Origin of the sequence: Rhizobium sp. RHZ02 (assembly GCF_014851575.1) — a bacterium.
Taxonomy (GTDB): Bacteria; Pseudomonadota; Alphaproteobacteria; order Rhizobiales; family Rhizobiaceae; genus Rhizobium; species Rhizobium altiplani.
The window spans coordinates 237350-251020 of record NZ_JACUZX010000005.1 but is presented as its reverse complement, the minus strand read 5'-3'; the positions used below and the strand labels follow the sequence as shown (position 1 = coordinate 251020).

The window sequence follows — 13671 nt, the reverse complement described above, 5'->3', positions numbered from 1 at the left end:
TACCGCAGGTAATTCGCCGGCAAACGGAGGCGAGAGCCATGAGCGCAGCCAATGAACTGCTGACGGCTATCCATGCACGCCTGACCGGCGACGCAGAGCTTCTCGTCATGATCGGCGACGACGGTATCCGCGATCGGCTGGTGACCGGGCGAAAGCTTCCTTGCGTGCTGATCGGCGAACTCGTCAGCAACGACTATTCGACTTCGACCGAGAGAGGCGAGGAGCATTTGGTGTCGCTCGAAATCTGCTTCGACGTGGGTGGGCGAAGGCAGGCGCAGCTGGTGGCCTCGCGTCTCCACGCCCTGCTGCAGGATGTGGCGCTCGATCTTGGAGCGTATCACCTCGTCAGCCTGCTGCATCTCAGGACGCAGAGCCGCCGCGAACCGAAGACGAAGCTCTATGTCGCCGAGTTGCGCTATCGGGCTGTGACGGAGCCGCCGCTGCATAGCGACGCAACCTAGGCCTCGAAGCGGCTCGTGGCGTCGCGGTCGCCTTCGTATCGTCTCGCCAGCGGAAACGGCGGCAGCCACGACTCGCGGCGGATGGTCCAGAGTTCGTAAGTTGGCTGTAACTGGTCGGGAGCATCGAGCGATCCGAGGTTCACTTCGACCTCATCCCCGGAGCGCCCGAAAACCGGGGAGCCGCAGCGGGGGCAGAAGAACCGCCCGTCGTACTCACCTGTCTCGCCTTCGACCGTCACCGCATCCTGAGGAAAGATCGCGGATGCGTGAAAGAGTGCGCCATGATGCTTGCGGCAGTCGAGACAATGACAAATGCCGACCCGATAGGGGCGTCCAATAGCCACGAGGCGGACATTGCCGCAGCGGCAACCGCCAGTGAACCGGTCCATGTTGTTTCTCCTCCAAGATCAAGCGGTGGGCTGCTTATGAAGAAGATGGGAAGGTGACCTGAAATGTCCCGCCCATCGCAGCAACTGCCTGCATCTCTCAGGCCGGTTCGTATACCCTGGTCGCTGCCTTGACCTGCGCAGCCAGCGTCAGCACGAAGCCGAGCGAGATGACGGCGAGCGCGGCGCATGTCGCGATTGCGGTTCCGGCACCGGCGCGATCGAGGATCGCCGTGAAGACGACGGGTGCGATGGCATTGGCGAGGTTCTGCGGCAGCGACAGGCGGGCTGATTGCAGCCCGAATTCGCGCGGCGAGAACAGGGCGAGCGGCAGCAGGGTGCGGGCAACGGTCATGACACCGGAGCCGAAGCCATAGAGCAGGATGAAGGTGACGAGCAGTGGCGTCGAGGGCGGGATCAGCAGCATCATCACGAAGCTTGAGACCATCAGGCTCACGCCCATTGCGGCGCTGAGGATCGGATTGCCGCGACGCCCGAGGAGCATATCCAGGATGCGGGCGGAAATGCCGATCACGCCGCGTGCCGAACCGAGCTGCAGCGCCAGCGCAGGCGAGGCGCCTGACTGACGCAGTATTTCGAGCAGCGATGGCGACACCCCGAAAGTCACGAAAGTCGATATCGTCGTTGCGGCGGCAATCAGCAGGAAGGCCTTGCGCTGTCCCGCAGGCGAAAGCGGCACCGGCGTTTCCTGTGCGGCGCTGCTGTCCGCAGTAAAGGCGATCGGCTTCGGCAGGGCGAAAATATGCAGCGGCAGGCAGACGAAAAACTGCAGCGCCGCGCAGATGAGAAACGTCATGCGCCAGCCGACGCTCGCGTTCAGCTGACTGAGGATCGGCCAGAAGATCGCGCTCGAAAGGCCGGTGAACAGCATGAGGATGGCAATCACCCGTTTGCTGTCAGGTCCGGCTCGCTCGACGACGGCGGTATAGGCCGGAGCGGAAAGACCGAAGGCGCCGCCGGCGCCGATCGCAATCCAGGCAAGTCCATAGAGGACGAGGCCGTGCGCGGCTGACAACAGCAGCAGGCCGATCGTGAAGGTAATCGACGCGGCGGCGAGCACGCGGGCGGCTCCATGCCGGGCGAGCAGGCGGCCCGTCCCAGGGCCGACAAGGGCGCTGACGACCATCATGATGCTCAACCCGCCGAAAACCACCTCGTTCGGCAAGCCGAGATCCGGCGCGATGACGCGCCCCATGACACCGAGCATGTCGAAGGTACTGCCCCAGCCAATCAGCTGGGTGACGGCAAGCACGGCAATCGTCTGCACCGAGCGCAGGGGGATGGATCGAGACATGGAGGGCTTTGACGCGAACGGGGTGGGGGCGGGCAAGGTCGTAGCAGCTTCGCCGGCTGGTTGAAAGTGACAAGTGGATGACACCAAGGGCGCCGGCTGCGCCTGTTTCCTCGAAGGGATCGGACAACGGTGGCGCAGAAGGGCAAGGACCTGCTCCTGAAGATATTCAACGGTACGGCTTACAAAACGGTGGCGGGGCCGTTCCAGGCGAGCGCGCTCGAATATTCCGGCCAGTATAATGGCGAGGTGATGTTCGAGCTGGCGCTGGAATCGGCCGGCGTCATCAGCTTCGAGGCGCTCTGATGCGGGCGGCGGGGGCAAGGGCGAACCGGCGCCGCGGCGAGATCGAGGCTGTCATCGATGGTGAACAGCGGATCCTCTGCCTCATGCTTGACGCGTTGGCGGAACTGGAGACAGCGTTCTCCGCGGACAATCTCGTCGGTCTGGCCGAGCGCTTCTCGCGCGGACAGCTGAAGGCAGCCGACATGATCCGTATCATCGGCGCCGGTCCTCGCGGCGGCGTCGGAAAGTGCAGCTCCCTATTTTTCCAACCGAAGCCGAGCCGACACCATGCAGCGGCGTTTCCTGGAGGCGCATCACGCGTCGTGGACCAGCGGTGGTCCTCCGGCCGGAATGGTCGATCCGGCGCACCTTTTCGTCTGGTCGTGGGACGCGCGGCCTTTTCCGGCCTTTCCGCGCTGAATACATCGACATGGAGTGACGGCGCCAACTGGAGGATTGGGCATTGGCTGAACGGCAGGCTCGGTGGTGGCACTCCGGCGGAGGTCGTGGCCGCGGTGCTGCGGGAACACGGCTTTGACGATTTCGACGTATCGGAGGTCAGCGGCGATCTGTCGGGGTATGTGCAGGGGGACACCGCGCGCAGCCTGATCTAGCCACTCCAGGAAGCGTTTCGGATCGATGCGATCGAAGATGCGGGGCTTTTGCGTTTCCGGTCCCGCATGCGGACAAGCCTGCCGGCGCTGCCAGTCGAAATTCTTGTGGACCGCGAAGACGAGCCGCTGTGGCAGGAGACGCGTGGTCATGACAGCGATTTTGCCGCCGAAGCCTTGCTGAGCTTCTACAACCCCGACCTCGATTATGAGCAGGCGAGCGCCCGTTCCCATCGCGTGGCGCAATCGACGATCCGGATCATTCAGCAGCATCTCACAGCCGTCGTACCTGAGGAGACGGCGCTTGCCGCTAACGAGGCGTTGTTGCGCGACAATCGCATTGCCCGGCGCTCCATCCGGTTCTTACTGCCGCCGAATGAGATGCGTATCCAGACTGGCGATATCGTTACACTCCCAGGCGGACCCCGCGGTCGCTTCCTGATCACCCGCGTCGAAGATGGGGACGCCCGCCGGGTCGAGGCGCGCGAATTTGCGGCCTCGGTCGATAGGAGTGCAGGGACGGTTACTGGTGCAAAGCCGAGCGGCGAGGGCGGCTCGAACCTGTTTTCTCCCGTCGTTCAGCTGATGGATCTGCCGCGATTCGATGGCAGCGATCCTTCGAGCTTCGCCCGAGGCGCAGCCTTTGCAAAACCGTGGACAACAATCGGGCTATCGTCGTCTGCTACGAGCGAGGGTTACAAGGGCAGGGTGCTACTCGATCGGCCGGCCCGCATTGGCTCATTGACATGCGCGCTCGCGGCAGGGGTTGTCGGCCGCTTTGACTGGTCACTGCCGCTCGAACTTGATCTGCCATATGGCGGCCGGGCTTCGGCACCGGCGACCTCAGTTCTGAATGGCGCCAACCTTATGGCGCTCTTGTCGGTCAACGGTGCCTGGGAAGTCCTGGCGTTCCGGGAGGCCGAGGAGGTAGAGAGTGGGCGTTGGGCGCTGCATGGCTTGTTACGGGCGCTTGCCGGCACCGAGGATGCGATGCTTTCCGGGGCAGCAGTCGGCTCGGCCGTCGTGCTGCTCGACGAAGCGGTCAAGCCGCTCGGCCTCGGCAGCGACGAAATGGACCTGCGGTTGAATTGGATCGCCGAAACGGCCTCGTCGGCTGGGAAGGCCGGCCCCTTTGCCTTCGAGGGAGGCCTGCGGGCACTGACGCCGCTTGCCCCCGTCCACATCAGATGCGCGCGCAACGACGATGGCGTGAAGGTCCCTGGATCCGGCGCGGGCGCGACAGCGCCGACAACTGGCTCGCCGCCGAAATTCCGCTGGATGAGCCGTTTGAACGCTACCGCGTCGAGATTATGGACGGTGACGCGGTTCTGAGAGTAAGCGAATCCGACAGGGCGGAGTGGGTTTATCCCACCGCTGACGAACTCGCCGATTTCGGCCATCCGCAAAACAGCCTCAGCCTGCGTGTCAGGCAACTTGGGGAACGTGTGTCGCTCGGCATTCCGGCGCACGCGACATGTGTTGTGTGAATTTCATCTTGAAGGAGAGAAAATGATAGATCTGAAGAATTGGTACAGTTCGAAGACCATTTGGGGCGCGCTGATTTCAATCGTCGCATCTGTGTTGCATTTTGTCAGTATCGACCTTGGTGCGACGGACAAGAGCCAGTTGGTCGACACAGTCGTCAACATAGCTGGCGCACTCGGCGGCCTGCTCGCTGCTTACGGGCGTGTCACCGCCAAGGCGACCATCAAGTCCGTTTCTTGAATCCGGCGCGGCGAGCGGAAAGCTTCGTTCGCCGACCGGACTTTTGAACACGCCTGGCGTGAATTCGGAATTGTTCTAAATATCAAGGATTACAAGGCATTCATTTGCCATTCAGGTCTCTTGAGTACATAGTCTGGGCCAAGTTAGTATCCATTGAAAGCATTGCACATGGCCTCTCCCTTGAGCGTCGCAGCGCTAGCCGCCGGGCTGGCGATAACGTCGCCCTCACCGGATAATCCGCGTACCCTGACGGTGCGTGTTGCAGGCGATTGCAGCGAGGCCGCGCGTGAGGTTGTGGAAAAAACGGGAGGTCAGCTCCTTTCCGTTCAGCCTGCTGGCGACAGCTGCATCATCACCGTCCTCGTCCAAGGCAACGGACAGCGCCCGCGTAAAGTGACCGTCAAGGTTCCGATGTAGGCAGAATCGCCCTATCTAGACGCCAAGAGATCAAGCGGAGCAAAGCGGACCGATGCGCATTCTGGTAGTCGAAGACGATGTCAACCTGAACCGGCAGCTCAGCGACACGTTGAAGGAAGCCGGTTACGTCGTCGATCAGGCCTTTGACGGCGAGGAGGGCCACTTCCTCGGCGATACCGAGCCTTATGACGCGATCATTCTCGATATCGGACTGCCGGAACTGGATGGCGTCACGGTGCTCGAAAAGTGGCGTGGCGCAGGTCGCGGCATGCCCGTGCTGATCCTGACGGCGCGCGACCGCTGGAGCGACAAGGTCGCGGGCATCGACGCCGGCGCGGATGACTACGTCACCAAGCCGTTCCATGTCGAGGAAGTGCTGGCACGCATCCGCGCCCTGATCCGCCGCGCGGCGGGGCATTCCTCGTCCGAGATCGTCTGCGGCCCCGTGCGGCTCGATACCAAGAGCTCAAAGGCGACAGTCAATGGTGTGGCGCTGAAGCTGACCTCGCATGAGTACCGGCTGCTGTCCTATCTCATGCATCACATGGGGGAAGTGGTTTCGCGTACCGAGCTGGTCGAACATATGTACGATCAGGATTTCGACCGCGATTCCAATACGATCGAGGTTTTCGTCGGGCGCCTTCGCAAGAAGATGGGCGTCGATCTGATCGAAACGGTGCGCGGGCTCGGCTACCGCATCCAAGCGCCGAACAATGCGAATTAAATCGCTTACTGCACGCGTCCTGCTGCTGACCACGATCTGGTCGACTGTCGCGCTTGTCGTCATCGGGTTGCTGATCTCGACGCTCTACCGAAAGAGCGCGGAGCGCGGCTTCCAGGACCTTTTGCGCGCCCAGCTCTATAACGTCGTCAATTCCGTTACGATCGGCGACCAAGGGGCGCTCAGCGGCAGCCCGCAACTTGGCGACCTGCGTTTTGCGCAGCCGAAGACGGGCTGGTATTGGGTCGTCGAACCACTCGGCACCTACACGGCGCCGCCGCTCGTGTCGCCCTCGCTGGGTTCCGCGTCGATCCCTGTACCCTCTGTTCTCGAAGCGCCCTTCGACAAGAATTATGAGCGCTACTATCAGGTGACGGATGCTGCGGGGAATCGGATCCAGGTTGCCGAGACCGAGGTCGTGCTGGATACTGACGGTCGCGCCGCCCGCTTCCGCGTGACCGGCAACGTCGATGTTGTCGAGAACGACGTTCGCAATTTCTCCCATAGCCTTTACCTGGCGCTAGCCGGCTTCGGTGTCGGCAGCCTGATCGTCAACGCACTGGCGATTCTCTACGGCCTCAAGCCGCTCGACAAGGCGCGCGCTGCGCTCGAGCGAATTCGCGCCGGCGAGAGCGAGCAGTTGAAGGGCGATTTTCCGCGCGAAATCCTGCCGCTCGCCAACGAGGTCAACGCGCTGATCGACAGCAATCGCCGCATTGTCGAGAGGGCGCGCATGCAGGTCGGCAACCTTGCCCACTCCCTGAAGACGCCGATTGCCGTGCTGCTCAACGAGGCGCGCGTGCTGGAACGCACGCACGGCGATCTCGTGCGCGGCCAGGCGGAGGCGATGCAAGGCCAGGTGCAGTCGTATCTGAACCGTGCCCGCATTGCGGCGCAACGCGAATCCGTGCTTGCCCGCACCGACGCCGAACCCGCTCTTGAGCGCCTGGTGCGCGTGATGCGGCGCTTGAACCCCGACAAGCAGTTTGAACTCACGGCGGCGCAGCCACATGTTGCGGTCGCCATGGAACAGCAGGACCTAGAAGAGATCGTCGGTAACCTTTTGGAGAATGCTGCCCGTTTCGCGGCGACCAAGGTTCGCGTTTCCGTCGCGGAAGCACCGGAGGAGGTCAAGGGCACGGAAGGCAGCGGGCGTCGCCACTGGGTCGAGCTCGTTGTCGAGGACGATGGGCCAGGACTTGAGCAGGATCAGGTTCGCGAGGCGCTGAAGCGCGGCAAGCGGCTGGACGAAAGCAAACCGGGCACCGGCCTTGGACTTTCGATCGTGACGGAGATTTCCAACGAGTATCAGGGGCGGCTCGAATTGTCCCGCGGCGAATGGCAGGGATTGAAGGCCCGGCTTATTTTGCCTGGCATCACAAAGGATGTTGCGTGAGCATTTGCTTGATGTCACATAGACATAGGCGATTGCATAGCATGCTTTGCCTTATTGCCGACACGGCTTGGTGCGCGTGTGGCTGCGTAATTGACACCTAATTCTGGTTCGGCTGAATGATGCTACGTTCGCAAGGCATGATCGTTTCCTCGCTTCTTGTCGCCATCACGCTTTCAGCGTGCCAATCGACAAAAAGCGGTGGCTCCGGCGGTCTTTTCTCGAGGAAACCTCCTGCTTCGGCTACCTATATCGCGGCGTTGCAGGGCGGCATCATCGGTCGCAGCGGCGTGGATATCAGCGACAGCGACCTCCAGCGCGCCCTGGAAGCCGAGTATCGCGCGCTGGAAAGTGCTGCAGTCGGACAGCCTGTTGTCTGGAGCGGGCGCAATGTCAGCGGCAGGGTCGTCGCGTCTGCACCCTACCAGGTCGGCTCGCAGAACTGCCGTCAGTATACCCATAGCGTGACGATCGGCGGCAAGGAAACGGTGGCGCGCGGTTCCGCCTGCCGAAACGATAATGGCAGTTGGTCGCCCCTCGGCTGAGCGACGGCAGAATTAACTGCTCGGGCCATGTTGCGGCCAAACGCCTCAAATAATCGTCATTGCGGCTTTGCTTGTTGGAATAGATGTTCGCTTCGAGTATTTGGCATCTATGCTTTTCTGGATTCTTGTGGCCGCTCTGACGGCCGCCGTCGCTGCCGTTCTGCTTTACCCGCTTCTGCGTGACACGAGAGCGGTCGATGACGCGCATGCCGGGGAGGCTGCCGTCTATCGCGATCAGTTGCGGGAACTCGATCGCGATCTCTCTGGTGGGCTGATTTCAGAGGATGAGGCCGATTACGCGCGAGCCGAAATTGGCCGGCGCCTGATCACTGTCTCGGCCGCGCCGGTCACCGATCGCAAGGCCTCGAAACATCACCGTCTTTCCGAGGCGTTCGTGCTGTTGCTCCTGCCGATGGTGGGGCTCTGTCTTTACATTTTTGTAGGGCGACCCGATTTGCCGTCGCAGCCGCTGCAAGCCAGACTTGAGAATCCCGGCAACGATATGGCGATCCTGGTCGCCAAGGCCGAGCGGCACCTGGCGCAAAATCCCGATGACGGCAAGGGCTGGGACGTCCTGGCACCGATATACTTCAACACTATGCGTGTCGCCGATGCCGAGAATGCCTATCGCCGCGCGATCCGTCTGCTCGGGCCGAGCCCGGCGCGGCTGGACGGCCTTGCCGAGACGCTGATGGCGATCTCGGACGGTGTGGTCACCGAAGATGCGCGCAAGGTGTTGGAGCAGTCGCTTCAGCTAGATCCCGACAATCCGAAGGCCCGGTTCTACATTGCGCTTAGCATGGAGCAGGCTGGTCAGGCGGCAGAGGCCAAGGTCGCCTTCGAGGCGCTCGCGAAGCAATCGCCGGCCGACGCGCCCTGGTTGCCGCTGGTCGCCGAACACATTGCGAAGAATGGCGGCGCGCCGCCGAGCGGTGCCGCGCGCGTGCCGGGTAATCCGACGCAGGCTGAGGTTGCCGCTGCGGAGAGCATGAGTCCGGGCGACCAGCAACAGATGATCCGCGGCATGGTGGAGAGCCTTGATGCCAAGCTGACCCAGGACCCGAACAATCTGGAAGGCTGGCTACGGCTTGTCCGCTCTTATGTCGTATTGAAAGACACGGATCGCGCAGTTGCGGCTCTGAAGCGCGGACTGGCAACGTTTCCGGCCAGCAGCGGACAAGGCAAGCAACTCCTTGCGCTGGCGCAAGAACTTGGCATTGCGATGGATGGCGGCGTGTCGCCGAGCGGCGCCGCGAGCGCGCCCGGTAATCCCACCCAGGCTGAGGTTGCCGCAGCCGAGAGCATGAGTGCCGGTGACCAGCAACAGATGATCCGCGGCATGGTGGAAAGCCTTGATGCCAAGCTTACCCAAGACCCGAACAATCTGGAAGGCTGGCTGCGGCTTGTGCGTTCTTATGCCGTATTGAATGAAAAGGCGCACGCGGTCGACGCGTTGCAGCGTGGACTCGCGGTATTCCCTGCAACCGGCGAGCAAGGCAAGCAACTGTTGGCGCTGGCGCGAGAGCTCGACATTGCGACAGAAGGAATGACGGAATGACGCGCAAGCAGAAGCGCCTGGCGGTGATCGGTGGCGGCATGAGCTTCATCATTGCGGCGGTGCTGCTCGTCATGTTCGCCTTCAGCCAGTCGGTGGCCTATTTCTATATGCCTGCGGATATCGCCAAGAACCCGGTGCCGCCTGGAACGCGCATACGTCTCGGTGGCCTGGTGGGCGAGGGCAGCATCGTGCGCGGGGGGGGATCGACAGTGCAGTTTGCGGTGACCGATGCGACCGGCGATCTGGTCAGGGTACGATATACCGGCATTCTTCCCGACCTCTTTCGCGAGGGCCAGGGCGTGGTGACCGAGGGGCGTTTCGAAACGGGCAGCGACGTCTTCACCGCCGATACGGTGCTGGCCAAGCACGACGAGAAATACATGCCGAAGGAAGTCGCCGACAAGCTGAAGGCCCAAGGGCTTTGGAAGGAAGGAGAGGCGGTGCAATGATCATCGAGATCGGCCACTATGCCCTGATCCTGGCGCTGGCGACGGCGCTCGTGGTTTCCATCGTGCCGGTGATCGGTGCAAGGCGCCTCGACCGTGCGATGATGGATCTGGCCTCTGTAGGGTCCCTGGCGATGTTCGCGCTGGTGGCGTTCTCCTTCGGAGTTCTGACTTACGCCCACGTCGTCTCCGACTTTTCGGTCGCCAACGTCTGGGAGAACTCCCATTCGCTTGTGCCGCTGCTGTTCAAGTTGTCAGGCGTCTGGGGCAATCACGAGGGCTCGATGATGCTCTGGCTGCTGATCCTGGTGCTGTTCAGCGCCCTGGTCGCGGTCTTCGGACGGAATTTGCCCGATACGCTGCGGGCAAACGTGCTCGCCGTGCAGGCCTGGATATCGGTCGCCTTCATCCTGTTCATCCTGCTGACCTCCAATCCCTTCATGCGGCTGGATCCGGCCCCGGCCGAGGGGAAGGACCTCAACCCGGTGCTGCAGGACGTCGGTCTGGCGATCCACCCGCCGCTGCTCTATCTCGGCTATGTCGGCTTCTCCGTCTGCTTCTCCTTTGCCGTGGCTGCCCTTCTCGAAGGCCGCATCGATGCCGCCTGGGCGCGCTGGGTGCGGCCCTGGACGCTGGCTGCCTGGACGTTCCTGACGCTCGGCATCGCCATGGGCTCCTACTGGGCCTATTACGAGCTCGGCTGGGGCGGCTGGTGGTTCTGGGATCCGGTCGAGAATGCCTCCTTCATGCCCTGGCTTGCCGGGACCGCGCTGCTGCATTCGGCGCTCGTCATGGAAAAACGCGAGGCGCTGAAGATCTGGACGGTGCTGCTTGCCATCCTGACCTTCTCGCTGTCGCTGATGGGCACGTTCCTCGTGCGCTCGGGGGTCCTGACCTCGGTGCACGCCTTTGCCAGCGATCCGACCCGCGGCGTCTTCGTCCTGTTCATTCTGCTGATCTTCATCGGCGGGTCGCTGTCGCTCTTTGCCTTCCGCGCGCCGCAGCTGTCGGCCGGCGGCTTGTTTGCGCCGATCTCGCGCGAAGGGGCGCTTGTCCTCAACAACCTCATTCTCACGGTCGCCTGCGGCACGGTGCTGACAGGCACGCTCTATCCGCTGCTTTTGGAGACGCTGACCGGCGACAAGATCTCGGTCGGGCCGCCCTTCTTCAACATGACCTTCGGCCTGCTGATGGCGCCGCTGCTGGTCATCGTTCCCTTTGGCCCTCTGCTCGCCTGGAAGCGCGGCGATCTGCTCGCTGTTCTGCAGCGGCTCTATCTGGTCGCGATCCTGGCGTTTGTTGTTGCGGTGGTCTTCTTCTATGTCCAGCACGGCGGTCCCGTGCTTGCCGTGCTTGGCCTTGCTGCAGCGCTGTTCCTGATCTTCGGCGCGATCGCCGATCTGTGGTATCGCGCCGGCGTCGGCAAGGTGGCTGCCTCCGTCGCCTGGAGACGCCTTGCCGGCCTGCCGCGCTCGGCCTTCGGCACGGCGTTCGCGCATGCCGGGCTTGGTGTTGCCGTCCTCGGCATCGTCGCGGTGACCACCTTCGAAACCGAGCATGTCATCGAGATGAAGTCCGGCCAGACGGTGGAAGCCGGCGGCTACGCCGTGCGGTTCGACGGCATGAAGCCGGCGACCGGACCGAACTACAGCGAAGAGCGCGGTCACTTCACCATCGGCCGCGGCGGCGTCGAGGTTGCCGATGTCTGGTCGTCCAAGCGGATCTACACGGCGCGGCAGATGCCGACGACGGAAGCCGGCATCGTGACGTTCGGGCTGAGCCAGCTCTATGTGTCGCTCGGCGATCCGACGAACGACGGTGGCATGGTCGTGCGCATCTGGTGGAAGCCCTTCATTCTCTGCATCTGGGGTGGCGCGGTGATCATGGCGATCGGCGGCTTCGTGTCGCTGAGCGACCGGCGCCTGCGTGTCGGGGCGCCGAACCGCAGGGCAAAGCCGCTGCGTCCTGCCATGGAGCCGGCCGAATGATGAGGCGTCTGCTCCTGGTGATAGCGATAGTTCTGTCGGCCGCGCCGGCCTTTGCCGTCAACCCGGACGAGGTTCTTGCCGATCCGACGCTCGAGGCGCGCGCCCGGGCGATCTCCGCCGAACTGCGCTGCATGGTCTGCCAGAACCAGTCAATCGACGATTCCAATGCGGAACTTGCCAAGGACCTGCGCCTCCTGGTGCGCGAGCGGCTGACCGATGGCGATACGAACAAGCAGGTGATGAACTACATCGTCTCGCGCTACGGCGAGTTCGTGCTGTTGAAGCCGCGCTTCGAAACGAAGACGATCCTTCTGTGGGGCGCGCCGCTTCTGCTCGCCGTCGCAGGCGGCCTCTCGCTGATCGTCTTCGCACGGAAATGGGTAGGCCGGCCGACGGGCTCCAAGCTGACAGCCGAAGAACAGGCTCGCCTGAGAGAATTGCTCGACGAGTGATCCTACGACCGCCTGTGGAGGCGGCGGCGCACCACAGACGCGACAAGCACCCCCGTGAATGCCAGCACCACACTACCGGCGGCAATAGGTCCTGCCGATGGCGAATAGACGTCCATCATCGCGCCGACCGAGGACGAGCCCGCCGCGCTGCCGACAGCGTAGGCGAGGGCGAAGGCCGCACTTCCCGCGACAAGCGTGTCCCCGGCATAGCGCTCGCCGAGGATCGTCAAGGCGCAGGTGTAGAGCGAAAAACTAGCAGCGCCCATGATGCCGAACATCACCAGGATCGCCGCCTGCGACTGAAGAAACGGGATCGCGATGAAGCTCAGCCCGGCGAGCAGGCCGGAGCAGATGGCGACGCCAAAGCGCGAGGTCTTGTCGAGCAGCCAGCCGACGACAGGTTGGGCAAGCGCGGTCGGCAGTGCGAGCACCGTAACGCTGATGGCGGCGAACGCCTCGGAATAACCGAGCCGGACGAAATAGACGGGCATCGCCGCAATGGCGGCAATGTCGGCGAATGCAAATGCGACCACCATGCAGATCAGCATCGGTGCGCTTCTGACAAACTTGAAGAGCGCTCCCGAGGCGGCCTGCTCGGGAAGCGTCCGTGCTCTCCGGGTAAGGATGATCGTCAGGAAGGCGACGCAGGCGACGTAGACGGCAAGCAGCGCGAAGGCGAAGCCTTGCTCCGTGCCGAAGATCGGGATCACGAGCGGACCCGCGGCAAAGCCACCGCACATGCCGGCGCCGTAGAGACCGGAAACGCGCCCGCGCAGGCGGTCGGGACAGGCGGTGTTGAGCCAGGCCTCGCTCAACATGAAAATCAGGCTGACGAAGAATCCGAGAAAAAGTCGGGCGACGCACCACACCCAGAACGAGTCGAATGTTGCGAAAGTGGAGAGGCTGACGGCACAGCCGATGAGGCCTGCGACGATCAAGCGATCGCCGCGGACTTTTCGCGACAGCCACGTGACCGCAAACGTTGCGACAGCAAGGCCCGCCGCAAAGCAACCGGCGTTGAAGCCGATGAGGCTGGGTGCAACGTTACGATGCTCGAGGACCAGAGAAATCAGCGGGTAGGTCAGTCCCTGTGCAACCGCGAAGGCGGTGACACCGAAGATGACGGCTGCCAGCGCGGCAGTGTCGGGCGCAAAATCCTCCCCCGTGACCACATGGGCCATTGTCTCGTCCTCCTCCGGTTGTGGAAAGGAGGCTTATCGACTCACAGAGCCTTAGTCGAGGGCGAGATTGCTGCACGGATCGCAACGCGTCGTATTGCACATTACGAATTTTTCATCGGTCGGACAGTTCGCAGTAAGGTGTGCCGTCCTATATCTTGCTTCATCACCCGATCTGGTCATCCCGATCCTG

15 protein-coding genes and 2 pseudogenes are annotated in these 13671 nt (G+C 62.8%); 14 read left to right on the top strand and 3 right to left on the bottom strand.

The features are described from left to right. Positions 1-38 precede the first annotated feature (38 nt). Complete coding sequence (locus IB244_RS11155; protein WP_192304228.1) at positions 39-461, top strand: DUF3168 domain-containing protein; 423 nt, start codon at positions 39-41, stop codon at positions 459-461. Here IB244_RS11155 and IB244_RS11150 read toward each other — a convergent pair. Continuing rightward, positions 458-850 carry a GFA family protein gene (locus IB244_RS11150; RefSeq protein WP_018860054.1) on the bottom strand — a complete coding sequence of 131 codons (393 nt, stop codon included), beginning with the start codon at positions 848-850 and terminating at the stop codon, positions 458-460. The two genes, IB244_RS11155 and IB244_RS11150, sit on opposite strands and share 4 nt — an antisense overlap. Positions 851-947: 97 nt before the next feature. Next, positions 948-2162, bottom strand: coding sequence for an MFS transporter (locus tag IB244_RS11145; RefSeq protein WP_192304226.1), 1215 nt, complete (start codon positions 2160-2162; stop codon positions 948-950). 180 nt (positions 2163-2342) lie between these two features. Here IB244_RS11145 and IB244_RS11140 point away from each other — a divergent pair. From IB244_RS11140 to IB244_RS11080, 13 genes and pseudogenes are all read left to right on the top strand, one after another. After that, positions 2343-2465, top strand: a pseudogene (locus tag IB244_RS11140) (phage tail tube protein); the annotation flags it as partial. Next, positions 2465-2680, top strand: a pseudogene (locus IB244_RS11135) (gene transfer agent family protein); the annotation flags it as partial. The pseudogenes IB244_RS11140 and IB244_RS11135, both read left to right, overlap by 1 nt. Before the next feature lie 52 nt (positions 2681-2732). After that, positions 2733-2864 (top strand): glycoside hydrolase TIM-barrel-like domain-containing protein, encoded by a 132-nt coding sequence (locus tag IB244_RS32110; RefSeq protein WP_245268046.1) that lies wholly within the window; start codon positions 2733-2735, stop codon positions 2862-2864. Between the two features lie 242 nt (positions 2865-3106). Beyond that, a complete protein-coding gene (locus IB244_RS11130) occupies positions 3107-4387 on the top strand; it encodes a phage tail protein (RefSeq protein WP_246734390.1) in 1281 nt (426 codons plus the stop codon). A 177-nt stretch (positions 4388-4564) separates the two neighbouring features. Further along, positions 4565-4780, top strand: a complete 216-nt coding sequence (locus IB244_RS11125; protein ID WP_018860058.1) for a hypothetical protein — start codon at positions 4565-4567, stop codon at positions 4778-4780. 168 nt (positions 4781-4948) lie between these two features. Next, a complete protein-coding gene (locus tag IB244_RS11120) occupies positions 4949-5197 on the top strand; it encodes a hypothetical protein (RefSeq protein ID WP_018860059.1) in 249 nt (82 codons plus the stop codon). 52 nt (positions 5198-5249) lie between these two features. Then, complete coding sequence (locus IB244_RS11115; RefSeq protein WP_192304224.1) at positions 5250-5921, top strand: response regulator transcription factor; 672 nt, start codon at positions 5250-5252, stop codon at positions 5919-5921. Further along, entirely contained in the window at positions 5911-7314 is a 1404-nt protein-coding gene (locus IB244_RS11110; RefSeq protein ID WP_018860061.1) for a sensor histidine kinase, read from the top strand. Before IB244_RS11115 ends, IB244_RS11110 begins: the two co-directional genes overlap by 11 nt. Before the next feature lie 116 nt (positions 7315-7430). Beyond that, positions 7431-7856 carry a membrane protein gene (locus tag IB244_RS11105; RefSeq protein ID WP_025661003.1) on the top strand — a complete coding sequence of 142 codons (426 nt, stop codon included), beginning with the start codon at positions 7431-7433 and terminating at the stop codon, positions 7854-7856. 109 nt (positions 7857-7965) lie between these two features. Then, positions 7966-9414, top strand: coding sequence for a c-type cytochrome biogenesis protein CcmI (gene ccmI / locus IB244_RS11100; protein WP_409564058.1), 1449 nt, complete (start codon positions 7966-7968; stop codon positions 9412-9414). Next, positions 9411-9863 (top strand): cytochrome c maturation protein CcmE, encoded by a 453-nt coding sequence (gene ccmE / locus IB244_RS11090; protein ID WP_025661001.1) that lies wholly within the window; start codon positions 9411-9413, stop codon positions 9861-9863. The genes ccmI and ccmE overlap by 4 nt, the downstream gene beginning before the upstream one ends. Continuing rightward, positions 9860-11848, top strand: a complete 1989-nt coding sequence (locus IB244_RS11085; RefSeq protein ID WP_192304222.1) for a heme lyase CcmF/NrfE family subunit — start codon at positions 9860-9862, stop codon at positions 11846-11848. Before ccmE ends, IB244_RS11085 begins: the two co-directional genes overlap by 4 nt. Next, positions 11845-12300 (top strand): cytochrome c-type biogenesis protein CcmH, encoded by a 456-nt coding sequence (locus IB244_RS11080; RefSeq protein WP_192304220.1) that lies wholly within the window; start codon positions 11845-11847, stop codon positions 12298-12300. The genes IB244_RS11085 and IB244_RS11080 overlap by 4 nt, the downstream gene beginning before the upstream one ends. 2 nt (positions 12301-12302) lie before the next feature. On the opposite strand, the gene IB244_RS11075 is transcribed toward IB244_RS11080, so the two are convergent. Then, positions 12303-13481 carry an MFS transporter gene (locus IB244_RS11075; protein ID WP_025659903.1) on the bottom strand — a complete coding sequence of 393 codons (1179 nt, stop codon included), beginning with the start codon at positions 13479-13481 and terminating at the stop codon, positions 12303-12305. Between the last annotated feature and the right edge of the window lie 190 nt (positions 13482-13671).

Bases quoted from the DNA above. Each gene is read 5' to 3' on its own strand.
- IB244_RS11110 (WP_018860061.1), top strand. From the start codon at position 5,911: ATGCGAATTAAATCGCTTACTGCACGCGTCCTGCTGCTGACCACGATC.
- ccmE (WP_025661001.1), top strand. From the start codon at position 9,411: ATGACGCGCAAGCAGAAGCGCCTGGCGGTGATCGGTGGCGGCATGAGC.
- IB244_RS32110 (WP_245268046.1), top strand. From the start codon at position 2,733: ATGCAGCGGCGTTTCCTGGAGGCGCATCACGCGTCGTGGACCAGCGGT.
- IB244_RS11085 (WP_192304222.1), top strand. From the start codon at position 9,860: ATGATCATCGAGATCGGCCACTATGCCCTGATCCTGGCGCTGGCGACG.
- IB244_RS11105 (WP_025661003.1), top strand. From the start codon at position 7,431: ATGATGCTACGTTCGCAAGGCATGATCGTTTCCTCGCTTCTTGTCGCC.
- IB244_RS11125 (WP_018860058.1), top strand. From the start codon at position 4,565: ATGATAGATCTGAAGAATTGGTACAGTTCGAAGACCATTTGGGGCGCG.
- IB244_RS11120 (WP_018860059.1), top strand. From the start codon at position 4,949: ATGGCCTCTCCCTTGAGCGTCGCAGCGCTAGCCGCCGGGCTGGCGATA.
- IB244_RS11145 (WP_192304226.1), bottom strand. From the start codon at position 2,162: ATGTCTCGATCCATCCCCCTGCGCTCGGTGCAGACGATTGCCGTGCTT.
- IB244_RS11115 (WP_192304224.1), top strand. From the start codon at position 5,250: ATGCGCATTCTGGTAGTCGAAGACGATGTCAACCTGAACCGGCAGCTC.
- IB244_RS11155 (WP_192304228.1), top strand. From the start codon at position 39: ATGAGCGCAGCCAATGAACTGCTGACGGCTATCCATGCACGCCTGACC.
- IB244_RS11080 (WP_192304220.1), top strand. From the start codon at position 11,845: ATGATGAGGCGTCTGCTCCTGGTGATAGCGATAGTTCTGTCGGCCGCG.
- IB244_RS11150 (WP_018860054.1), bottom strand. From the start codon at position 850: ATGGACCGGTTCACTGGCGGTTGCCGCTGCGGCAATGTCCGCCTCGTG.
- IB244_RS11075 (WP_025659903.1), bottom strand. From the start codon at position 13,481: ATGGCCCATGTGGTCACGGGGGAGGATTTTGCGCCCGACACTGCCGCG.
- ccmI (WP_409564058.1), top strand. From the start codon at position 7,966: ATGCTTTTCTGGATTCTTGTGGCCGCTCTGACGGCCGCCGTCGCTGCC.